We start from the raw sequence: 20924 nt of genomic DNA on the forward strand, positions 1-20924 counted from the left end.
TCAGCGGATAGAGGCGTCAGTGTAAGTCTCTCGTTTCAATAAGCAATCATCAAAATGCCCTTGGCGTCGAAATCAGAGGCTGCGCGAGCAATGAGAATTCGTCTTGATCTCATTCTCGTGCCGCTTACAATGCCTGCCAGATCGCGACTTCAGAGGTTTTTTCATGGAACTGCTACGGGTGGTTTATCACCAGTATCGTTGGCCATTTCTGGCGGTTATGGCATTGACCATGACCAGCGCCGGCTTAGGCATCGGTATTATTGCGTTTATCAATCAATACCTGATGGACGCCGGCGGCGATGCGTTGGCCGTACTGCCAATGTTTCTCGCCCTGCTGGCATTGCTGATGGCGGTCACGCTGGGATCGCAATTGGCGCTGACGACATTGGGCCATTACTTCGTCTACCGCCTGCGCGGGCAGTTAGTGAAGCGCATCCTGGATACCGATATTGAACGCCTTGAACAGTTAGGCAGCGCCTCATTGTTGGCGAGCCTGTCCAGCGATGTCCGCAATATCACCGTCGCCTTCGTGCGCTTGCCCGAACTGGTGCAAGGGGTGATTTTAACCTTGGGGTCGGCGGCCTATCTGGGGTGGTTATCGCCGAAAATGTTGGCGGTGACGGCGGTGTGGGTCGCCGTCACCGTGGTGGGCAGCGGCTGCCTGGTCTCGCGGGTTTATCGCCATATGGCCAGTTTGCGCGAGTCGGAAGAGCGTCTCTATCATCATTACGAATCGGTGATTGACGGTCGCAAGGAACTGACGTTAAACCGCAAGCGAGCGCAGGCGCTGTACGAACAGACCTATCAACCCGATGCGCAAGCTTACCGCCACCATATCATTCGCGCCGATACCTTCCATTTGAGTGCGCTCAACTGGTCAAATATCATGATGTTAGGCGCGATTGGGCTGGTGTTCTTTATGGCTAACAGCCTGGGATGGGCGGACTCGGCGGTGGCTGCCACCTATTCCCTGACGCTGCTGTTCTTGCGCACGCCATTACTGCAGGCGGTGGGGGCGTTTCCGACGCTGGTCAGCGCCGAAGTCGCCTTCAACAAGCTGAAGACGCTGCACTTGGCCGAGTACCAACCGGCGTTCCCTGTCGCCGCCTGCCGTTCCTGGCAGACGCTGGAGCTGCGTGACGTGGTTTTTCACTATGCAGATAAGGAACAGCAGCCCGGTTTTGCCGTCGGGCCGCTTAATCTGACGCTGCGGCGTGGCGAGCTGGTCTTTTTGATCGGCGGCAACGGCAGCGGAAAGTCAACGCTGGCGATGCTGTTGACCGGATTGTACCGACCGGTGAGCGGCCACATCGTGCTGGATGGCGTCGCCCAGACCGCGGCGGATATGCCGGACTACCGCCGGCTATTTTCGGCGATTTTCACCGATTTTCATCAGTTCGATCGTTTACAAGGGCCGGAAGGCGGTGAACCCGATGCGAAGCTGGTCGCCGCCTGGCTCGAGCGGTTGAATATGAAAAGCAAACTGCAGTTCGACGGCACCAGGGTGACCAATCCGCAACTGTCGCAGGGGCAGCGCAAGCGTCTGGCTTTGCTGCTGGCGGTGGCGGAACAGCGCGATATCTTGCTGTTGGATGAATGGGCCGCGGATCAGGATCCGCAATTCCGGCGCATTTTCTATCGTGAACTATTGCCAGAACTGCGTGCGCTGGGCAAAACGGTGTTTGCCATCAGCCATGACGATCACTATTTCGAATACGCCGATCGGTTGCTTGAGATGCGCTCGGGTCATTTACGTGAGCTGACCGGCAGCGAGCGTGAACATGCCAGCCGGGATTCCGTCAGCAGAATCGGTTAACTCACGCCGGCCCGGGCGAGACCAAAGCGGGCCGGTGCTTCTCTTCGTATGATCCCAGTATGTCGTTTCATTTTATCCCCCGCCTTTAGCGCTGTCTGTTGTCGATTTGGCTTACGGCCAGTCAAATAATTGATAGTTGAATTATTTACCAGTGGTTTAATTTTGACCTTTCAAGGTATGACACACTGCACGTTCGTTCGCCTATCAATTCAAGTTATCGCCTGCCGATAACAGTGATATCCACGGTGCCGTTCTTACCAGGGCGGTAATGCAGATCTATGGCTAGCAGCTGTTTTTTAAATTTCCATAGGAAAAAACGACTTTATTGATCGTTAAAACAGATCGATAATTAATGTTTGAATGGTTTAATCTATTGGTTGAGGGCGCTGTGGTGAGCAAGGATGGATCTGATATCAAACGTAGAGCATGGCTGTGTGTGTTTATCGGTAGCGGGCTATTCTGGCTGTTAACCGCCGCCGTGATTTACTGGTTACTGAGTTAGCAGGTTAAGCAGGAAGGCGATTCGTGAACAAAAAGCAGGCTAAAAACCGTGAGGGCGCTGAGCGTCGCGCACCGTCCAAAATTCCGCCGTCATGGGTGCTGAGCGATGAGCAGCGCGCCTTTATTGAAGATTTATGGCAGGACACCGACTCTGAGGCGGCGCGGCCCCCATCGCGCCGCAGCGTTAGCTGATCACGCGGCTGCGGCCGGCCAACGCGCCGAACAGCATTTGCAAGACGGTCAGGCAGAGCAGGGCGATCAACGGCCAGCGCCAGCCTTCCGTCAGATCGTGCAGTAAGCCAAATAGGGTGGGCCCCAGCGCCGCTAACAGATAACCGACGGATTGCGCCATACCCGACAGCAGCGTCGCCTGATGATGATGCTGACTGCGCAATCCAAAGAACGACAGCGCCAGCACCAGCGAACTCCCCGCCCCCAACCCGGCAAACGTCAGCCACACCAGTGAACTGGCGGGTTGCACCAATAATCCCCCGACGCCGATGAAGATCAGCAGCGAGCTGCCCAACGCTATTGCCCGCTGATCGCGCGCACGCGGCAAAATCACCACCATGACAAAGTTGGCGACGATTGCCACCACCTGGTAAACGAACAGTTCGAAACCCGCCTGCTGAGCGGAGGTGCCGTGGCTGGCGGCAAAGGCGCTGAACCAGCCGATGATGGTGTAGAAGGCGATCGATTGCAGCCCCATGAACATCGCTACTTGCCAACCCAGTGCACTGCCCCAGGGAGAGCGATAGCGTTGCAGCTCTGTTGGCTGCGGCTCTTTGGCGACGGGGGTGGCGGAGCGCCGCAGCTGCGGCAGCCACACCAACAGCGCCAGCAGCGCGGGCAAACCCCAACACAGCAAAGAGAACCGCCAGCCGAGGTTGGCCAGGGAGGCCAGTGGCACGGCCAGGCCGGAAGCGATGGCGGCAACCAGTGACATCACCGCCGCATAGGCAGCGATCATCGCGGCGGCGCGATGTGGGAAATCTCTTTTCACCAGCGTTGGCAGCACCACGTTGGCGAAGGCGATGGCGGCGCCGATCAGGACGCTGCCCGGCCAGAGCATGGCGTCTTGCGGCAGGGAACGTAGCACGATACCGCAGACCAGCAGCGCGAGGGCCAGGCCCAGGGTGCGCTCGATGCCGATGCGTTTCGCCAGCGCTGGGGTCAGCGGCGAGAGAATGGCGAACAGGATCAGCGGCAGTGAGTTGATCAGGCCGGCGGCGGTGGCGGACAACACCAGCTGTTGCTGGATCTGCTCCAGCAGCGGGCCGACGCTGGTCAGGGCGGCGCGCAGGTTGGCCGCGATCAGCATAATGCCGACGATCAGCAAAATAGGGCGGTGTAACCGGCGACGCGGGGTCGCGGTGGACGCTGGGGATGAAGCGGGTTGCGGCATGGGTTCCTCGCACCAGGGCATGCAGTCAATCAGCGCTGCATGGCGTGATGCGTTGATTGACGTTAACGCTTACGTACCGACAAGGGGCCGATATCTGATCGCAAGTGTAGGGAAGATGGCTCGTACTGACAAGGGGATGGCCCGGCGGGATGGTGGCGGTTAATCCCCGCCGGCCGCAGGATAATTATCATTATGTGATCCTGGTCACTGAGTGAACTAAAAGTCATGGCGTGGGGCGCACCATGCGCCGCTTTCGCTTTCCGTGCAGCCCACGTCTCAGCGCTCCGGGGGTTAGCGCTCGTCATGGCATTTCATTTTTCTCCCATTCCACTTTTTGCTTTTCGATTCGTTTCGATTCGAAAGGTTTTTTGGCGGTTTTTTTGCTAAAACGGGGCTGTAAGCCCGATCACAATTTCATTGCTTTCGCTTTGCTGTAATGCCTGCGCAGTAGAGCGAAAGCCATCTTCTCCCCGGCGATGCCGGAAACCTGAGGACCGCAGCTCATGCCAGTGAATACCGCAAAGCGACGTGAACACATTATCGATCTGTTATGCGAGCACGGCAGCGTGCGCGTGGAGCAGCTCAGCAAACAGTTTGCGGTATCCACGGTGACGATCCGCAACGATCTGCGCTTTCTGGAACGAAAAGGGTGTGCGCTGCGCGCTTACGGCGGCGCGATGCTCAATCAGCAATTCGCTTTCGATCGGCCGTTGCGGGACAAAGGGCGGTTGAATCGCGACGTCAAAACGCTGATCGCCAACGCGGCGGCCGGCTATGTGCGCGATGGCGATGCGTTGATCCTCGATTCCGGTTCCACCACCGCGCAGATCGTGCCGTTCCTGAAGGGGCGGCGCGATCTGGTGGTGATGACCAATGCGCTGAACATTGCCTACGAGCTTTCGGGAAACGACGGGGTGGAAGTCATGGTGCTGGGGGGCAGCGTGCGCCGCAACTCTTACTCGCTCTACGGTCCGGCTGCCGAGCAGCAATTGCGTCAGTACCGCTTCGACAAACTGTTTTTGGGCGTCGACGGGTTCGATCTGAGCGCCGGCATCACCACGCCTCACCCCGGTGAGGCGCACCTCAATCGCGTGATGTGCGAGGTGGCACGCGAGATTATCGCGGTGGCGGATGCCAGCAAATTCGGTCGCAAGAGCTTTTGCATGATTCGCGAAGCCGGACAAATCCATCGGCTGATCACCGACAGCCGTCTTCCGGACGATTACGAGCGGGCGTTAACCGAGCTGGGCGTGGAGGTCATCATCGCCGATCGGTAGCAGGGCGCCTGCATGGGGGCTTCATGCAGCAGTTGTTACAGCTTGTCGAGCAGCACAAGGCCGGTATGCCGGTCGGGATCTTTTCCGTCTGTTCCGCCCATCCCTGGGTTCTGAAGGCCGCGCTGCGGCAGGCCAAAGCGCGCGGCACGCCGGTATTGGTGGAGGCGACGTCCAACCAGGTTAATCAATTCGGCGGCTATACCGGCCAAACGGCGGCCCAGTTCCGCGATGCGCTGTGGCGCCTGGCGGATGAAGTGGGCCTGGCGCGCGAGCGCGTGTGGCTGGGTGGCGATCACCTGGGGCCCAACGCTTGGCAAGATCGCCCGGCTCAGGAGGCGATGGCGCTGGCGGAAACCTTGATCGACGATTACGTTCGCGCCGGATTTCGCAAAATTCACCTCGATTGTTCCATGTCGTGCGCCGGCGATCCCTCGCCCCTGGGGGATGCCACGGTCGCCGAGCGTGCGGCGCGCCTGTGCGCGGTGGCGGAGCGGGCCTGGGCGCAGAGCGGCGGCGAAGCGCCGGTCTATGTAATCGGCACCGAAGTGCCGGTCCCGGGCGGCGCGCAGGAGGCGCTGGCGGGTCTGCAGGTCACCACGCCGCAGGCGGTGGCGCAAACGCTGGAAACGCACCGCATCGCCTGGCAAAAAGCCGAGCTGAACGATGCCTGGCAGCGAACTATCGCGCTGGTGGTACAGCCGGGCGTCGAGTTCGATCACCACAGCGTTGAGCATTACCAACCGCAGCGCGCCGACGCATTGAGCCACTTCATCGAAAGGCAGCCGGGCATGATCTATGAAGCGCACTCTACGGACTACCAACCACCGCAGGCCTACCGCCAACTGGTGCGCGATCACTTCGCCATCCTGAAGGTGGGGCCGGCGCTGACCTTCGCGCTGCGCGAAGCGCTGTTCGCCCTCGATCGCATCGAGCGTGAATGGCTGGGGGAACGCCAGTCGGCGCAGCTGTGCGCCACGCTGGAGCAGGTGATGCGCGAGCAGCCGCAGCAGTGGAGCCGCTATTACCACGGCACGCCGCACCAGCAGTTTCTCGATCGCCACTACAGCCTGAGCGATCGGGTGCGTTACTACTGGCCGCAGCCGCAGGTGCAGCAGGCCGTCGACGGGTTGCTGGACAACCTGCGCCGCAGCCCGGCACCGCTGGCGCTGCTCAGCCAGTACCTGCCGGATCAGGCGCGGGCGCTGAACGCCGGCGAATTAAGCGCCGATCCGCAGGAGTGGGTGCTGCATAAAGTGACGCAGGTGCTCGACGATTACCATGCCGCCTGTTACCCGGAGGGCCGCTGACATGCCGAACATTTTAATGACCCGCATCGACAATCGCCTGGTGCACGGCCAGGTGGGTGTGACCTGGACCAATACCCTCGGCGCCAACCTGGTGGTGGTGGCCAACGACGAGGCCGCCGCCGATCCGGTGCAGCAGAACCTGATGGACATGGTGGTGGCGGAAGGGGTGCAGACCCGCTACTTCACGCTGCAGAAAACCATCGACGTGATCCACAAGGCGGCGGACAGGCAGAAGATTTTTCTGGTGTGCAAAACACCGCAGGACGTGTTGACGCTGGTGCGCGGCGGGGTGCCGATCCGTTTCGTCAACGTCGGCAATATGCACTTCGCCGAGGGGAAGCGGCAGGTGCACAAAACGGTGTCGCTGGACGACGGCGACGTGGCCGCGTTCCGCGCGCTGGCGGCGCTGGGCGTGGAGTGCGAAGTGCGCCGGGTGCCGGATGAGGCGGGTGAGGCGATCGGCAAATTGCTCTTTTGAGCCTGGGGGGAAGCATGTTGACGGATGCGTTATTGATTGCGCTGTTGGCCGGATTGGCGGGGGTTGACCTGTTCGACGGTCTAACCCACTTCCACCGGCCGGTGGTGATGGGGCCGCTGGTGGGGCTGATTTTGGGTGACGTCTACACCGGCTTGCTGGTGGGCGGGACGCTGGAGCTGGTGTGGATGGGGATGGTGCCGCTGGCGGGCGCCCAACCGCCGAACGTGGTGATCGGCGGGGTGATCGGCACCGCGTTCGCCATTCTGACCAAGGCCGATCCTAAAGTGGCGATCGGCGTGGCAGTGCCGTTCTCGATTGCGGTGCAGGGCTGCATCACGCTGCTGTTTACGCTGTTCTCACCGATGATGCACCGCTGCGATCGCATGGTGAAAGAGCTGAACTGGCGCGGCATCGAACGGGTGAACTATCTCGGCATCAGCATCCTGTTCATCTTCTATTTCGTGGTGGCGTTCCTACCGATTTACTTCGGCGCCGACGCGGCCAGCGCCATGGTGCAGAAAGCGCCGGGCTGGCTGCTGGACGGGCTGGCGGTGGCGGGCGGCATGATGCCGGCGATCGGTTTCTCGCTGCTGATGAAGGTGATGATGAAAAAAACCTACGTGGCCTATTTTATCCTCGGTTTCATCTCGGTCACGTTCCTCAAGCTGCCGATCCTGGCAGTGGCGCTGGGCGCCCTGGCGATCGCTTTGATTGATTTCTTCAACACGCAACGCGGCGCGGCAGAGGCGACCGCCCGGCCCGCTCCGCAGGAGGACGCCGAAGATGGCATTTAACGATTCCGACGATCTGCTGGCGCAAAAGGCCGAGCAGCGCATGGCGCAGGCGCTGGCCACCAGCCAGGTGGAGCAGGACGACTATCTGGACAGCCAGCCCGCCGAGGCGCTGACGCGCGGCGACATCAACCGCATGGCCTGGCGTTCGCTGCTGCTGCAGGCGTCGTTCAACTATGAACGCATGCAGGCGGGCGGCTGGCTGTATCAGCTGATCCCTGGGCTGCGCAAGATCCACCGCAACCCGCAGGATCTGGCCAACTCGATGAAGATGCACATGGAATTTATCAACGTGCACCCGTTCGACGTCACCTTCCTGTCCGGCCTGGTGCTGGCGATGGAGCAGAACAAGGAGAAAATCTCCACCATTCGCGCGGTGAAAGTGGCGCTGATGGGGCCGCTCGGCGGTATCGGCGACGCGCTATTTTGGCTGACGCTGCTGCCGATCTGTGCCGGGATAGGCGCTTCGCTGGCGTTGGAAGGGAGCTTGTTCGGGCCTATCGTCTTCCTGCTGCTGTTCAACCTGTTTCATTTCGGCCTGCGTTTTGGGCTGGCGCACTACGGCTATCAGGCCGGCACCAGCGCGCTGGCGCTGCTGAAGACCCACACCCGGCGCATTTCTCACGCCGCGTCGATCGTTGGCATGACGGTGATCGGCGCGCTGGTGGCGTCGTATGTGCACCTGTCCACGCCGCTGGTAATGCATGCCGGCAAGGCCAGTGTGGCCTTGCAGACCGACGTGCTGGACAAGTTGATGCCCAATTTATTGCCGCTGTGTTTCACGCTGCTTATTTTCTTCCTGATGAAGCGCGGATTCTCACCGGTGAAGCTGATAGGCGTCACCGTAGCGATTGGCGTAGTGGGCAAATTTATCGGCATTTTGTGAGGAGCGAGCGATGCCAGGCATTGTGATTACCGGCCACGGCGGTTTTGCCACCGGGCTGTTGCAGGCGGTGGAACAGGTGGTGGGGCCGCAGCGGCACTGCGCGGCGGTTGATTTCCCCGAACAGATGAGTACCGCGCAGCTCAGGGACGCCCTACGCTCGGCGCTGGCTGCGGTGATGCAGCCGGACGGCGTGGTGTTCCTGACCGATATGCTCGGCGGTTCGCCGTTTCGCAGTGCCTGCGAACTGGCGGATGAGCAGGGCGATTGCGAAGTGCTCACCGGCGTCAATATGCAGCTGGCGGCGGAAATGATGCTGGAGCGCGACGGGTTGAGCCTGGATGAGTTTCGCGAGGTGGCGCTGGCGTGCGGCAAACGGGGCCTGACCAGCCTGTGGCATGAGCGCCGCCGAGTGAAGTGCGAAGACGTGCAGACCGACGGCATCTGAACGAACGCCGGGCGCAGTAGCGCCCGGCTCTGCGGGTTATACCGGCAGCGGGCTCAGCGCCAGGCGCGCCGGTTGATCTTCGCTGCGGCTGAAGCGCCAGCAGGTCTGGTGGTACTTCGCCACGCTGTTGCGGTGCGCCACGCTGATCAGCGTCACGTCCGGCAGTTCATCCACCAGCAGGCAGTACATCAGTTGCTCGGTTTCGTCGTCCAGCGCGCTGGTGGCTTCGTCGAGGAACAGGATGCTCGGGCGAATCAGCAGGGCGCGGGCGAACGCCAGCCGCTGTTGCTCGCCTGGCGACAGGCGGTGGCTCCAGTTGGCGGCGGTATCCAGCCAGCGCTGCAGGTGCTTCAGGCGGCAGTTTTCCAGCACCCGCATCAGCTGCTCGTCGCTGTATTGTGTCGCCTGGCTCGGGTAGCTCAGCGCCTCGCGCAGCGTGCCGATCGGAATGTAGCTGCGCTGCGGCAGGAACAGGGTATTGGCGTTGGCCGGCAGCCCGATGGCGCCCGCGCCGTAAGGCCAAATGCCGGCGATGGCCCGCAGCAGCGTCGATTTGCCGCAGCCGGAAGGGCCGACGATCAGCAGGCGATCGCCGCGTTGCAGCGTCATCTTGGCGCCGGCCAGCAGCGGCTGGCCGTCGGGTAAGTTCAGGCTGAGATTATCCAGCGTTAACGGATGGGCGGCCTCTTCCCGCAGCTGAATGCCGCGCGGCTGATGGTGAACCTGATCGACGGCGGCGTTGAAGCCGGCCAAACGGTTAACGCAGGCTTTCCAGGTCGCCAAGTCGTTAAACGCGTCGATAAACCACGACAGCGCCCCCTGTACCTGACCGAAGGCCGAGGCGATCTGCATCAGGCCGCCCATCTGAATGGCGCCGGAGAAATAGCGCGGCGCGGCCACCAGCAGGGGAAACACGATGGCGAACTGGCTGTAGAAGTTGGTGGCAATGTTCAGCCGCCGGGTGATGCGCATAATTGCCCACCAGTTGCTGCGAATGGTGTCAAAACGATCGCCTAGCTGCTGTGCCTCGCGCGGTTCGCCGTGGTACAGCGCGATGGCGTCGTTGTTTTCGCGGATGCGGATCAGGCCGAAACGGAAGTTCGCCTCGTACCGTTCCTGGTTGAAGCCCAGCATGACCAGCGGTTTGCCGACCCACCAGATCAGCAGCGATCCCAGCACCGCATACAGCAGCGCGAACCACACCATATAGCCGGACAGCGTGATGGCGTGCTGACCGAGCGCGAAGGTCATCGGCCCGCTGACGTGCCATAAAATGTCGATAAAGGAAAACAGCGTCACCAGGCTGGAGAGCAGCCCGAGTGACAGCGACAGGGTATATTGGGTCAATACGTTGAGATCTTCCGCGATACGCTGATCGGGGTTATCGACGATCTGTTGCTGCTCGGTGTGATAATACGCCTGGTGCGCCAACCACTTCCCCATGAACTTTTCCGTCATCCAGCGCCGCCAGCGCATCTGGAGCCCCTGGGTGAGGTAGATCTTGTAGACCGCCAACACGATAAAAATCAGCGCCAGATAGGTAAAGCGCCACAGCTGCGCCTTGAACACCGGGTAGTTTTTGTTCTGCAACGCATCGTAGAACACCTGGTTCCACTGGTTGATCAGCACGCTGATATAGACCAGGCCGAGTGACAGGATGACGATGGCGATCAGCATCATCCAGGCGCGCCATCGTTCCTCCGACACCCAAAAGGGTTTGATCAGCTGCCACACGGCGTGTTTCTGCAAGGGGGTTGCGTTCATAACGGCTCGATAATTGCGGTATTTCGTTCAGCATGGGCTGCGGGCCGGTAACAAACAAACCGTGACTGTAAGCAGTTTTAACTCCGCTAACCGTTTGAAATAAAGCGGCTGAATCGCCGGCAGCGTGCAGCTGGGCGCAATTGCGGCATACACTCCGGCGCCGGGCGGTTATACTGGCGCCGAATTTTTGCAGAAAGGATAAACGATGAAGGCTTGGTTTCCTCTGTTGCTGACCTGCGGCGTCTTCGCCAGCGTCCGGGCCTGGGCGCACATTGACGAGCCGGACATCGCCGCCGACTGCCAAAAGGTGGCGAGCTACGCCGAACTGGGAAAAAAGGCCTATCAGCGGCAGGATTACGCTAAAGCCGCCGACATCTTTCGCGATCAGGCGGCTTGGAGCGAGTTTTGCGGCCTGAGCGAGCAGGCTGTCGCCACGGCTTACAACAACGTGGCGTTGTCGCTGATGCACGCCGGCGAATTGCTCAAGGCGCAGGCCTATCTGGCGCTGGCGCCGCACGATGACAAATCGCAGCACAACATGAGCCTGTTGCGCCAACGCCTGGCGCAGTGGCCACAGCCGCAGGGGCCGGCCGGCGTGTATTGGCAATACGCCGGGCGCGGCGTGTGGAGCGAAGTGACGGTGAAGCCGCAGGGCGAGCGGTGGTTGATTGATTTTTCCGGCTACGCCATGCCGCAGATGGGGTTGTATTACGGGCCGAACATGGGCGATTTCACCGCCGAGCTGCCCATTGAGCACGGCAAAGCCGTCTACCATCAGCATGACTCGGAAAGCGCGCAGGTCTGCGACGTCATGCTGGAGTTTGGCGAGCAAGCGCTGGAGATGCACACGCGGGGGGATTGCGGGTTCGGTCACAACGTGCGGGCGGAAGGGCGGTTCGTGCGGGTCGAATGACCCGCCCCGGCGATCGGGGCGAGAAGGGTTACGCCAGCGCGGCGGCGCCCAGCAGGTTTTTCCAGGCTTCCACGTTACCCAGATAGTTGCCGGCCGGCAGCAGATGCAGGCGGCCTTCGCTGTCCTGCAGCGCAAAGGTCGGGAAGCCCTGGCCTTGCACTTTGGCCAGCAGCGCCCGGCTTTCCGCGATGTGTTGCGCGGTCGGCGCGCCGCTGCTAAAGCGCATTTCGGCGATAAACGCCGCCGAAGGCAACCCCAGCTCTTTCGCCAACGCTTCCAGCACCGGCGTGTCGGCGATGCGCCGGCCTTCCTGGTAGTGCGCCCGCTGAATGCGGTGCAGCATGTCCAGCCCGCGTCCCGCCAGTTTCTCCGCCGCCAGGATAGCGGTGATCGGCGGCTCGGAATCCATCACTGCCGTGGTGTCGCGCAGCAGGCCGTTGAAATAGGCTTCGCCAAAAGGCTGGCCCGTCATCTCGGCGATGCGTTTGTCGTGCGGAATGACGTAGTTGCGCCATTCGTCGGTGATTTGGCGGCGGTTGTTGCCGGTCATCATGCCGCCGGCGTGCGGCACGACCTTCAGCCCGGGGAGGCTCTGAGCCGCTTTCACCAGCGGCGCGGCGCCGTAGCACCAGCCGCACAGCGGATCGAAAATATAATGCAGAGTGGTTTCGGTCATTTTTACTCCTCGCTTGGCGCGCGGCAGTTCACCGCGGCGCCAGGGCTGGTTCAATCACGCAGGGGCGCTTATTGCGGCCACTTCATCTCGCCTTTCAGCACTTTTGCGCTCAGTTCCAGGCTCGATTCGTCTTTCAGCGTCGGGTAGTGCTTTTTCATCGCTTCAATCAGCGCGGCGGAATCTTTGGCCTTCGGCAGTTCGGCTTCCAGCGTGGTCAGGTATTTTTGGGTAAAGTGCACCGATGCCAGCGTTTGCGCGGCGCCCGGCAGGAAGTGACCCGGTACGACGACCTGCGGCTTCAGCGCTTCGATATTTTTCAGCGTCTGCTGCCAGTGCTGGCGCGATTCCACGCTCTGGTTGTCGGCGATCCACGGATGGATATTGTCACCGGCGACCGCGACGCCGCCCACGACCGCTTTCAGCGCCGGGATCCACACGAAGGTGCGATCGGGGGTCGGGCCGTTCAAGCCTTTCACTTCCACTTTCTGGCCGTCGATGGTGAAGCTATCGCCTTGCAGCGGCTGCGGCACGATCACGGTTTTTGGCGCGTTGTCTTTCAGGATCGGGCCCCAGTAGGCAACTTTACCGTCTTTGGTCGCATTGATGTCTTTGATGGTGCCAGGCGAAGCGATGATTTTCGCCTCCGGGAAGGCCGCCTTGATCACGTCCAGACCGAAATAGAAATCCGGGTCTGAGTGGCTGATATAAACGGTGGTCAGCTTCTTGCCGGTCGCCTTGATCTTTTTCACCAGCTCTTCAGCATCGTTACGCTGGAACTGAGCGTCGATCAGCGCCACTTCGTGTTTGCCGCTGACGATTTCGGAAGACACCGGGAACACGCTTTTCTCGCCTGGGTTATACACTTCCATGGTCAGGGTATCGGCAGCGGTGGCGTAAGTGCTCAGGGTGGCGACGCCGGTGAAGGCCAGAGTTAACAGTGATTTCTTAAACATGGGCAGAGGTCCTTAGGTATCGGTTAATGTTGTAATGATGTTAGGTTGCATAAAGCGATAGAAAAACCGGATAATAAGCAATTATTCGTTGCATAAATCGGACTAATTATGGATCGCATTACCGCCGCTGAGGTTTTTGTCACCATCGTCGATCGCGGCAGCATGATCGCCGCCGCGGAAACGCTGGAGATGTCGCGCGCGATGGTGACGCGCTACCTGGCGCAGATGGAGCAATGGGCCGGGGCGCGTTTACTGCACCGCACTACCCGTAAGCTTAGTCTGACCGACGCCGGGGAGCGTACTTTGGAGCGCTGCCGACAAATGTTGGCGCTGGCGGGGGAAATCGATCTGGTGGAGGAAGGGCAGAGCGACGAACTGCGCGGCCTGCTGCGCATCACCTGTTCGCAATCGCTCGGGCAAACGGCGCTGGTGGGGGCGGTCGCTCAGTATCTGAAGCGCCATCCGCAGGTGGCGGTCGATCTGCAGATGAACAACCGGGCGGTGAATCTGGTGGAAGAGCGCATCGATCTGGCGCTGCGCATCACCAACGAGCTGGATCCCAACCTGATCGCCCGGCCGCTGTCCACCTGCGCATCGGTGGTGTGTGCCGCGCCGGCGTATCTGGCGGCGCACGGCACGCCGCGCCAGCCGCAGGATCTGGCGTTGCACAACTGCCTGACTTATTCCTATTTCGGCAAAAGCCTGTGGCACTTTGACGCTCAGGGGGTGAAATCGGCGGTGGCGGTCAGCGGCAACCTGAGCGCCAACGAGTCGGTGGTGCTGATGGCCGGCACGGTGCAGGGCGCGGGCATTTCCATGCAGCCCTACTATTCGGCGGCGCCGCTGCTGGCCAGCGGCGAATTGGTGGAGCTGCTGCCGGGTTACCGGCCGCAGTCGATGGGCATCTACGGCATCTACACCTCGCGCCGCCAGATGCCTGCCACCTTGCGTACCATGCTGGACTTTCTGGTGGAGTGGTTCGCCAGCGATCCGCAGTGGCAGGCGACGCTGCGCTGAGGCTTCGGCAACATTCCCACGCCGTTTTCACCGCTTGACGGCAGCGGCCAGGCGAGCGGAGAACAGTGCGGCCTGTTGATGCAAATGGTCGATAAAGGCCGTCACCAGCGCCGACGAAGGGCGGTGTAGCGGCCGTATCAGGCTGACGGTGAACGGTACGTCGATGCTGAAGGATCGCACGTGCACGCCGTTGCCGGCATAGTCGAGCGCCGTCAGCGGGTTAACGATTGACACCCCCACGCCGGCCCTCACCATGGCGCACACCGACGCCGCGCTGTGCGTTTCCATCACCATGCGGCGCTCGACGCCCTGCTCGGCGAACAGCGCATCGAGCAAGTGGCGATAGCTGTCGGTGCTCGACAGGCTGATAAAGTTCTGCCCGGCGAAATCCTGCGGCGTCAGTGGGTCTTTCGCCAGCAAAGGATGGCCCGCCGGCAGCACGCAGACTTCATTCAACGTCATCAGCGTTACCCGCTCGGTGCCCGCCGGCGTCAGGGTGGTTTCCGTCAGCCCGAGATCGTGGCGCTGGGCCGACAACCACTCTTCCAGCAGCGGCGACTCTTGCGGGATCACGCTGAAGCTGACTTCCGGGTAACGTTCGATAAAGGGCCGGCACACCGCCGGCAGCAGCGATTGGGAAAATACCGGCAGGCACACGATCGACAGCTGCGCCTGCTGAAACTGGCGGATGCCGGCGGCGGCGTTGACGATGCGATCGAGGCCGTAATAGGAGCGTTGCACCTCTTCGAACAGCCGTAGGCCCTGTACCGTGGGGGACAAGCGCCCGCGCACCCGGTCGAACAGCTGCAGCCGGATCAGCTTCTCAAAGCGCGCCAGCTCGCGGCTGACGGTCGGTTGCGAGGTTTGCAGCAGGGCCGCCGCCTCGGTCAGGTTGCCGGTGGTCATCACCGCCCGAAAGATTTCTATCTGCCGCAAAGAGATGCTGTGCATGGCAAGGCCGCTCGACTGTAGAGAAAGCCATATCATAAATGAATAGACTGCGGCTAAATAGATATTTTCCACCCAGTTCAGCGTGCGGCACTATGACTCTATCTGCCGTCATTTTCGAATTGGGAATATCGCCATGCCTCGCTCGTTGCACGACACCTCCACCGCGTTGAATGCCGCTAACCTGCTGGCCTTGCCGCAGCGTTTCGGTTGCCCGGTCTGGGCCTATGATGCGGACATCATCAGCCAGCGCATCGCTCAACTGCGCCACTTCGACACCATTCGTTTCGCACAGAAGGCCTGTTCGAACATTCATATTTTGCGTTTGATGCGCGAGCAGGGCGTGAAGGTGGATTCGGTGTCGCTGGGCGAGATCGAACGGGCGCTGCAGGCTGGTTTTCAGCCGGGCGGCGAACCGAGTGAGATCGTGTTTACCGCGGACGTGTTGGATCATGCCACGCTGGCGCGCGTCAGCGAATTGAAGATCCCGGTTAACGCCGGTTCCATCGACATGCTGGATCAGCTCGGCCAGGTTTCCGCAGGGCATCCGGTGTGGCTGCGCATTAACCCGGGATTTGGCCACGGCCATAGCCAGAAAACCAACACCGGCGGCGAAAACAGCAAGCACGGCATCTGGTATGCCGATCTGCCGCAGGCGGTGGAGAAAATCCGCCGCTACGGCCTGAAACTGATCGGCGTGCATATGCACATCGGTTCCGGCGTCGATTACCAGCATCTGGAGCGCGTCTGCGATGCGATGGTGCAGCAGGTGATCGATCTCGGTCATGACATCAGCGCCATTTCCGCCGGCGGCGGCCTGTCTATCCCGTATCAGTACGGCGAAGAGGCGATCGATACCGAACACTATTTCGGTTTGTGGAACCGGGCGCGTGAGCGCATCGCCGCGCATCTGGGGCACCCGGTGCAGCTGGAGATTGAACCCGGGCGTTTCCTGATGGCGGAAGCGGGCGTCTTGGTGGCCGAGGTGCGGGCGGTGAAAAACATGGGCAGCCGCCACTTTGTGCTGGTGGATGCCGGTTTTAACGATCTGATGCGCCCGGCGATGTACGGCAGCTATCACCATATTTCGCTGTTGCCGGCCGATGGGCGTGACACCTCGGGGCAACCGCTGCGCGACACGGTGATCGCCGGGCCGCTGTGCGAATCCGGCGACGTCTTCACCCAGCAGGCGGGCGGCGGCGTGGAAACCCGTGAGCTGCCGCCGGTGCAGATCGGCGATTATCTGGTGTTCCACGATACCGGCGCCTACGGCGCATCGATGTCCTCCAACTACAACAGCCGTCCGCTGTTGCCTGAAGTGCTGTTCGAAAACGGCGAGCCGCGCTTGATCCGCCGCCGCCAAACCATCGAAGAACTGATCGCGCTGGAGCTTATCTGATCAGCGGGCGGGCGCCTGGCGCCCGCTTTACAGCGTCATGCGGCGGTGCTGGCCATTGGGCAATTGCACATCCAGCGATAGCGTGCCGCCCATCGCCTCGATATAGCGTTTGAGCGACGACAGCTTTATTTCGCTGCCGCGCTTTTCCAAATTGGCGACGGAGGGTTGGCTGATGCCGAGCCGCTTCGCCAATTCAACCTGAGAGACCGCCAGCTCTTCCCTCAGCATTGCCAGCCGCAGTTCGAAAATTTCCTTGTCCGCTTTTTGCCTGGCTGCGGCAACGACGGCGGGATCGAGTTTATCGATCAGTTGGGATAAAGGTTTGGCCATCTGTACTACCTCCGGGTTGCCAGATAATGTGAAAACTCCATGGCGGCGATGGGCAACATGCGCTGGTAAAAGCGTTTGTCGCCAGTTTTATCGCCGCCGCACAGCAATACCGCTTGCCGCTGTGGGTCAAAAGCGAAAAACCCTCTGAAAGGGCGCCCGCGATGTTGAACGCGCAGCTCCTTCAACTGCCGGGCCGCGTCGGAAAAATGCAGCGTATCGGCGTGCGGCCGCGCCAACTGCGGGCCGAACGTCTGTAATTTGAAGATCGCCGCCAGGATGCTGGTTTGCTGGGCGTTGTTCAGCGCTAAAAACCAGTCGTCGAACCGTTCGACGGTCACCACTTGCCACATGACACGCTCAGAATATAGCGTTTAGGCTATATAGCGTAAAGGTTATTGTTCGATCAATATGCACGAACGCAGGGAGCGGAAAAAATCCAAAAGCGGGAAATGCGGCGGGCTACGCAATATGAACGCATGGGTGACTGCTCACCCATGCAGCGATGTCATTACGGCTGTTCGTGCGCGTTGTTGAGGGTGGCGACCGAGTGGCGGCGCACCAGCGTCGGGCTGAACATGTTGGTGATTTCCGGCAGCGGTTGCCGGTTGGCCAGCGCCAGGGCCAGCTCTGCCGCCTGGGTGGCCATCGCGACGATAGGGTAGCGAATGGTGGTCAGGCGTGGGCGCAGGTAGCGCGAAATCAACACGTCGTCGAAACCGATCAGCGAAATTTCCCCCGGTACGTCGACGCTGTTATCGCTCAGCACCGACAGCGCGCCGGCGGCCATCGGATCGTTATAGCAGGTAATGGCGGAGAACGAACGGCCGCGGCCGAGCAACTCGGTCATCGCCTGTTCGCCGCCGATCTCGTCCGGTTCGCCATAGGCGATCAGCTTTTCATCCACCGCGATACCGTGTTCCCGCAGCGCGTCGAGATAGCCCTGCAGCCGGTCGGTAGCGTCGGAAATCTGGTGGGTGGAGCAGATGATGGCAATGCGCTGATGCCCTTGCTGGATCAGATGACGGGTCGCCAGCCAGGCGCCGTAGCGATCGTCGAGCGCCACGCAGCGTGTTTCGAAGCCCGGCAGCGTGCGGTTGATCAGCACCATGCCCGGGATCTGTTGCATCCAGCCGCAAAGTTCCTGATCGCTCAGCCTTTTGGCGTGCACCACCAGCGCTTCGCAGCGGTGCCGCACCAGCTGTTCAATCGCCTGGCGCTCTTTTTCGGCGTCGTGGTAACCGTTGCCAATCAGCAGAAAATTATGGGTGGCGTAGGCCACCTGCTCGACCGCTTTGACCATTGCGCCGAAGAAGGGATCGGAAACGTCGGAGACGATCAGGCCCAGCGTCTCGGTGGATTGCTGCGCCAGCGCTCGTGCGTTGGCGTTAGGGTGATACTGCAGTTGTTCCATGGCGGCCAGCACCGCGGTGCGCGACCCTTCGCTGGCCTTGGGGGAATTGTTTATCACGCGGGATACCGTGGCCACGGAAACACCCGCCAGCCTGGCAACATCCTTTATCGTAGCCATATCAGTCAACACATCCTGGGTAATCGCTTACATCCCCCAGTTTTGCGGAAAAAAACCGGGGCCGCAAGCGGTCTCGTGCGCAACTTGTGGCGGCCGTTGCAGAATCTCTTCGAGTCTGTACGCATAACCATCGACGACCGAACGATAGCGCAATTTGTACGTTGGCACTGGCGCCGGGCTGAGGTAACGTCTGTGCATTCCGATTTGCGCCGAGAATGCCATGTCCATTAAACGCTATCCGCAGCTCGCCCATTGGGGCGCTTATACCGCCGTGGTTGAAGACGGTCGGCTTATCCGTTGTGAACCCTTCGTCGACGATCCCGACCCTTCGCCGCTGCTCGATTCCATCGTCCCGATGGTCTACTCCGACAAACGCATTCGCAAACCGGCGGTGCGCCGCTCGTGGCTGCAAAAGCGCGAGGGCAGCGACCGTAAGCTGCGCGGCAGGGAAGATTTCGTCGAGGTGGGCTGGGAGTTAGCGCTCGATTTGGTGGCGGAAGAGAATCGCCGGGTGCGCGATCGCTACGGCGCCTCCGGGCTGTTCACCGGTTCTTATGGCTGGTCGTCGGCCGGGCGGCTGCACCATGCACGCTCGCTGGTGCGGCGGTTCTACTTCGGCGGCGGCGGCGGGGTCGATCAGCAGGGCAACTACAGCTGGGGCGCGGCGCAGTTCTTTCTGCCGTATGTGATCGGCACTTTCTCGCCCTTGACCGGGCGCGTCACCAGTTGGCCGAGCGTGGTGGAGCATTGTGAGTTGTTTGTGGCGTTTGGCGGGCTGGCGCTGAAAAACGCTCAGGTTTCTTCCGGCGGCGCGGCGGAACATGCGCTCAAACCCTGGCTGCAAAAGCTGGCGCATAAGGGCACGCCGGTGATCAACATTAGCCCGATGCGCGACGACTGCCCCGCGTTCGTCAACGCGGAATGGATCCCGATCCGGCCGAATACCGACGTGGCGCTGATGCTGGCGCTGGCTTATGAAATCCAGCGGCTGGGCGCGCAGGATGAAGCCTTCCTGCACAGCCACTGCGTAGGCTATCAACAGCTGGCGGATTACCTGAACGGCGCCGGTGACGGCGTGGCGAAAACCCCCGACTGGGCCAGCGCCATTACCGGCATTCCGGCGGTGCGTATTGCGCTGCTGGCGCGGCAACTGATCGGCGTGCGCAGTTTCATCACCTGCTCCTACTCCGTGCAACGCGCACATCGGGGGGAACAACCGTACTGGATGATGATCGCGCTGTCGGCGATGCTGGGCCAGGTGGGGCTGCCGGGCGGCGGCTTCTCGTTCGGCCACGGCTCGATGAACGGCGTCGGCAACCCGCGCGTCGATACCCCCGCGCCGACCATGCCGGTAGGCGAAAACCCGGCCGGGCTGGCGATCCCGGTGGCGCGCATCTGCGACATGCTGTTGCACCCCGGCGAAGCCTATCAATTTTGCGGCGAGACGCGGCATTATCCGGATATCCATTTGGTGCACTGGGCCGGCGGCAACCCGTTCCATCATCATCAGCAGTTGAATCGGCTGGTGGAGGGGTGGCAGAAGCCGGACACGGTGATCGTTCAAGATATCTGGTGGACGGCGGCGGCCAAAATGGCGGACATCGTGCTGCCGGTCACCAGTTCGCTGGAGCGTAACGACATCGGCGGCTCGTCGCGCGATCGCTACGTGTTGGCGATGCATCAGGCCATTGCGCCGCAGCATCAGGCGCGCAACGATTTCGATATTTTCGCCGATCTGGCGGAGCGTCTCGGCTATCGTGAGCGCTTTACCGAGAATCGCGACGAGCGGGCTTGGATCGAAGCTATCTACCGGCAATGCGGCGCAGCGCAGCAGCGCGCCGGCGTCGCCTGGCCCGAGTTTGAGGATTTCTGGCGCCGGGGCTATGTCGAACTGCCCGCGCCGGCCAAAGAGTTCGTCTTTTTTGAGGCGTTCCGCGCCGATCCGCAGGCTAACCCGCTGCAAACGTCCAGCGGCAAGATAGAGCTGTTCAGCGAGCGGATCGCCGGCTATCGCTACGAAGATTTCGCGCCGCATCCGCAGTGGCGGCCGCCGGTGGAGTGGCTGGGCGCGCCGCAGGCCAAAAACTGGCCGCTGCACCTGATCTCCATTCAACCGAGCGATCGCCTGCATAGCCAGATGGATCCGGCGCCGCTGGCGCAGGGCAACAAGACTGCCGGGCGCGAAACCTTGTACATGCATCCGGACGATGCGGCGCCGCGCGGCGTGGCGGACGGCGCCGAAGTGCTGGTTAGCAACGCACGCGGCAGCTGTCTGGCGGGGGTATCGCTCACCGATGGCGTGACGCGCGGCGTGGTGCTGATGGCGACCGGTGCCTGGTTCGAGCCGGGTTACGACGCGCAGCGCCGACCGGTCGAGCAGGCGGGCAACCCGAACGTGCTGACGCTCGATATCGGCACCTCGCCGCTGACGCAGGGGCCGAACGCCATGAGCTGTCTGGTGGAGGTCAGCGCGCGATGAGTGAAGATTTC

20 protein-coding genes are annotated in these 20924 nt (G+C 61.3%); 12 read left to right on the forward strand and 8 right to left on the reverse strand.

Annotation, left to right across the window (positions count from 1 at the left end):
• Positions 1-163 precede the first annotated feature (163 nt).
• Together WA302_RS18225 and WA302_RS18230 are read left to right on the forward strand one after the other, a co-directional pair.
• Entirely contained in the window at positions 164-1816 is a 1653-nt protein-coding gene (locus WA302_RS18225; RefSeq protein WP_025304090.1) for a multidrug ABC transporter permease/ATP-binding protein, read from the forward strand.
• A gap of 388 nt (positions 1817-2204) precedes the next feature.
• Positions 2205-2318, forward strand: coding sequence for a YmiA family putative membrane protein (locus WA302_RS18230; protein ID WP_049232362.1), 114 nt, complete (start codon positions 2205-2207; stop codon positions 2316-2318).
• 183 nt (positions 2319-2501) lie between these two features.
• Here the strand turns inward: WA302_RS18230 and WA302_RS18235 are convergent, their stop codons facing one another.
• The gene (locus tag WA302_RS18235; protein ID WP_142591605.1) at positions 2502-3722 is read right to left on the reverse strand and encodes a CynX/NimT family MFS transporter; all 1221 of its coding nucleotides are present in this window, start codon (positions 3720-3722) and stop codon (positions 2502-2504) included.
• Positions 3723-4225: 503 nt separating this feature from the next.
• Here WA302_RS18235 and agaR point away from each other — a divergent pair.
• Genes agaR through agaF form a run of 6 tightly spaced genes read left to right on the forward strand, consistent with a single transcriptional unit; the run spans position 4226 to position 8906 of the window.
• Positions 4226-4999, forward strand: a complete 774-nt coding sequence (gene agaR / locus WA302_RS18240) for a transcriptional repressor AgaR (protein ID WP_004931804.1) — start codon at positions 4226-4228, stop codon at positions 4997-4999.
• A 23-nt stretch (positions 5000-5022) separates the two neighbouring features.
• A complete protein-coding gene (locus tag WA302_RS18245) occupies positions 5023-6306 on the forward strand; it encodes a D-tagatose-bisphosphate aldolase, class II, non-catalytic subunit (RefSeq protein ID WP_336064652.1) in 1284 nt (427 codons plus the stop codon).
• A 1-nt stretch (position 6307) separates the two neighbouring features.
• A complete protein-coding gene (gene agaV / locus WA302_RS18250) occupies positions 6308-6784 on the forward strand; it encodes a PTS N-acetylgalactosamine transporter subunit IIB (RefSeq protein ID WP_019455696.1) in 477 nt (158 codons plus the stop codon).
• A 14-nt stretch (positions 6785-6798) separates the two neighbouring features.
• Complete coding sequence (agaW, locus tag WA302_RS18255) at positions 6799-7578, forward strand: PTS N-acetylgalactosamine transporter subunit IIC (protein ID WP_019455697.1); 780 nt, start codon at positions 6799-6801, stop codon at positions 7576-7578.
• On the forward strand, positions 7568-8461 hold the full coding sequence (locus WA302_RS18260; RefSeq protein ID WP_025304087.1) for a PTS system mannose/fructose/sorbose family transporter subunit IID: 894 nt from the start codon (positions 7568-7570) through the stop codon (positions 8459-8461). The genes agaW and WA302_RS18260 overlap by 11 nt, the downstream gene beginning before the upstream one ends.
• A 10-nt stretch (positions 8462-8471) precedes the next feature.
• The gene (gene agaF, locus WA302_RS18265; RefSeq protein WP_025304086.1) at positions 8472-8906 is read left to right on the forward strand and encodes a PTS galactosamine/N-acetylgalactosamine transporter subunit IIA; all 435 of its coding nucleotides are present in this window, start codon (positions 8472-8474) and stop codon (positions 8904-8906) included.
• A 36-nt stretch (positions 8907-8942) separates the two neighbouring features.
• On the opposite strand, the gene WA302_RS18270 is transcribed toward agaF, so the two are convergent.
• The gene (locus tag WA302_RS18270; RefSeq protein WP_025304085.1) at positions 8943-10670 is read right to left on the reverse strand and encodes an ABC transporter ATP-binding protein/permease; all 1728 of its coding nucleotides are present in this window, start codon (positions 10668-10670) and stop codon (positions 8943-8945) included.
• 205 nt (positions 10671-10875) lie between these two features.
• Here WA302_RS18270 and WA302_RS18275 point away from each other — a divergent pair, with 205 nt between their 5' ends.
• On the forward strand, positions 10876-11583 hold the full coding sequence (locus tag WA302_RS18275) for a hypothetical protein (RefSeq protein WP_049206125.1): 708 nt from the start codon (positions 10876-10878) through the stop codon (positions 11581-11583).
• 28 nt (positions 11584-11611) lie between these two features.
• Here the strand turns inward: WA302_RS18275 and WA302_RS18280 are convergent, their stop codons facing one another.
• Together WA302_RS18280 and WA302_RS18285 are read right to left on the reverse strand one after the other, a co-directional pair.
• Positions 11612-12259 (reverse strand): DsbA family protein, encoded by a 648-nt coding sequence (locus WA302_RS18280; protein WP_025304083.1) that lies wholly within the window; start codon positions 12257-12259, stop codon positions 11612-11614.
• Between the two features lie 68 nt (positions 12260-12327).
• Complete coding sequence (locus WA302_RS18285) at positions 12328-13212, reverse strand: MBL fold metallo-hydrolase (RefSeq protein ID WP_025304082.1); 885 nt, start codon at positions 13210-13212, stop codon at positions 12328-12330.
• Between the two features lie 108 nt (positions 13213-13320).
• On the opposite strand from WA302_RS18285, the gene WA302_RS18290 reads away from it, so the two are divergent.
• Complete coding sequence (locus tag WA302_RS18290; RefSeq protein ID WP_025304081.1) at positions 13321-14229, forward strand: LysR family transcriptional regulator; 909 nt, start codon at positions 13321-13323, stop codon at positions 14227-14229.
• Positions 14230-14256: 27 nt separating this feature from the next.
• Here WA302_RS18290 and WA302_RS18295 read toward each other — a convergent pair whose 3' ends face one another.
• Positions 14257-15180: a LysR family transcriptional regulator gene (locus tag WA302_RS18295; RefSeq protein WP_049208169.1), complete on the reverse strand. Its 924-nt coding sequence runs from the start codon at positions 15178-15180 to the stop codon at positions 14257-14259.
• Between the two features lie 133 nt (positions 15181-15313).
• On the opposite strand from WA302_RS18295, the gene lysA reads away from it, so the two are divergent.
• Positions 15314-16576, forward strand: coding sequence for a diaminopimelate decarboxylase (gene lysA, locus WA302_RS18300; protein ID WP_089196221.1), 1263 nt, complete (start codon positions 15314-15316; stop codon positions 16574-16576).
• Positions 16577-16603: 27 nt separating this feature from the next.
• Here the strand turns inward: lysA and WA302_RS18305 are convergent, their stop codons facing one another.
• The 3 genes from WA302_RS18305 to galR all read right to left on the reverse strand — a co-directional run bounded on the left by WA302_RS18305 (position 16604) and on the right by galR (position 18434).
• The gene (locus WA302_RS18305) at positions 16604-16906 is read right to left on the reverse strand and encodes a helix-turn-helix domain-containing protein (RefSeq protein ID WP_025304078.1); all 303 of its coding nucleotides are present in this window, start codon (positions 16904-16906) and stop codon (positions 16604-16606) included.
• Positions 16907-16911: 5 nt separating this feature from the next.
• The gene (locus tag WA302_RS18310; protein ID WP_049206122.1) at positions 16912-17256 is read right to left on the reverse strand and encodes a type II toxin-antitoxin system RelE/ParE family toxin; all 345 of its coding nucleotides are present in this window, start codon (positions 17254-17256) and stop codon (positions 16912-16914) included.
• Between the two features lie 158 nt (positions 17257-17414).
• Entirely contained in the window at positions 17415-18434 is a 1020-nt protein-coding gene (galR, locus tag WA302_RS18315) for an HTH-type transcriptional regulator GalR (RefSeq protein ID WP_028127674.1), read from the reverse strand.
• 220 nt (positions 18435-18654) lie between these two features.
• Here galR and WA302_RS18320 point away from each other — a divergent pair, with 220 nt between their 5' ends.
• Positions 18655-20913, forward strand: coding sequence for a molybdopterin guanine dinucleotide-containing S/N-oxide reductase (locus WA302_RS18320; RefSeq protein ID WP_261456825.1), 2259 nt, complete (start codon positions 18655-18657; stop codon positions 20911-20913).
• Positions 20914-20924 lie beyond the last annotated feature (11 nt).

It is taken from the genome of Serratia sp. 201, assembly GCF_037027545.1.
Lineage (GTDB): Bacteria > Pseudomonadota > Gammaproteobacteria > Enterobacterales > Enterobacteriaceae > Serratia > Serratia bockelmannii.

Bases quoted from the DNA above. Each gene is read 5' to 3' on its own strand.
- WA302_RS18260 (WP_025304087.1), top strand. From the start codon at position 7,568: ATGGCATTTAACGATTCCGACGATCTGCTGGCGCAAAAGGCCGAGCAG.
- WA302_RS18270 (WP_025304085.1), bottom strand. From the start codon at position 10,670: ATGAACGCAACCCCCTTGCAGAAACACGCCGTGTGGCAGCTGATCAAA.
- WA302_RS18225 (WP_025304090.1), top strand. From the start codon at position 164: ATGGAACTGCTACGGGTGGTTTATCACCAGTATCGTTGGCCATTTCTG.
- WA302_RS18280 (WP_025304083.1), bottom strand. From the start codon at position 12,259: ATGACCGAAACCACTCTGCATTATATTTTCGATCCGCTGTGCGGCTGG.
- lysA (WP_089196221.1), top strand. From the start codon at position 15,314: ATGCCTCGCTCGTTGCACGACACCTCCACCGCGTTGAATGCCGCTAAC.
- agaR (WP_004931804.1), top strand. From the start codon at position 4,226: ATGCCAGTGAATACCGCAAAGCGACGTGAACACATTATCGATCTGTTA.
- WA302_RS18310 (WP_049206122.1), bottom strand. From the start codon at position 17,256: ATGTGGCAAGTGGTGACCGTCGAACGGTTCGACGACTGGTTTTTAGCG.
- WA302_RS18245 (WP_336064652.1), top strand. From the start codon at position 5,023: ATGCAGCAGTTGTTACAGCTTGTCGAGCAGCACAAGGCCGGTATGCCG.
- WA302_RS18235 (WP_142591605.1), bottom strand. From the start codon at position 3,722: ATGCCGCAACCCGCTTCATCCCCAGCGTCCACCGCGACCCCGCGTCGC.
- WA302_RS18305 (WP_025304078.1), bottom strand. From the start codon at position 16,906: ATGGCCAAACCTTTATCCCAACTGATCGATAAACTCGATCCCGCCGTC.
- agaW (WP_019455697.1), top strand. From the start codon at position 6,799: ATGTTGACGGATGCGTTATTGATTGCGCTGTTGGCCGGATTGGCGGGG.
- galR (WP_028127674.1), bottom strand. From the start codon at position 18,434: ATGGCTACGATAAAGGATGTTGCCAGGCTGGCGGGTGTTTCCGTGGCC.
- agaV (WP_019455696.1), top strand. From the start codon at position 6,308: ATGCCGAACATTTTAATGACCCGCATCGACAATCGCCTGGTGCACGGC.
- WA302_RS18275 (WP_049206125.1), top strand. From the start codon at position 10,876: ATGAAGGCTTGGTTTCCTCTGTTGCTGACCTGCGGCGTCTTCGCCAGC.
- WA302_RS18290 (WP_025304081.1), top strand. From the start codon at position 13,321: ATGGATCGCATTACCGCCGCTGAGGTTTTTGTCACCATCGTCGATCGC.
- WA302_RS18295 (WP_049208169.1), bottom strand. From the start codon at position 15,180: ATGCACAGCATCTCTTTGCGGCAGATAGAAATCTTTCGGGCGGTGATG.
- agaF (WP_025304086.1), top strand. From the start codon at position 8,472: ATGCCAGGCATTGTGATTACCGGCCACGGCGGTTTTGCCACCGGGCTG.
- WA302_RS18320 (WP_261456825.1), top strand. From the start codon at position 18,655: ATGTCCATTAAACGCTATCCGCAGCTCGCCCATTGGGGCGCTTATACC.
- WA302_RS18285 (WP_025304082.1), bottom strand. From the start codon at position 13,212: ATGTTTAAGAAATCACTGTTAACTCTGGCCTTCACCGGCGTCGCCACC.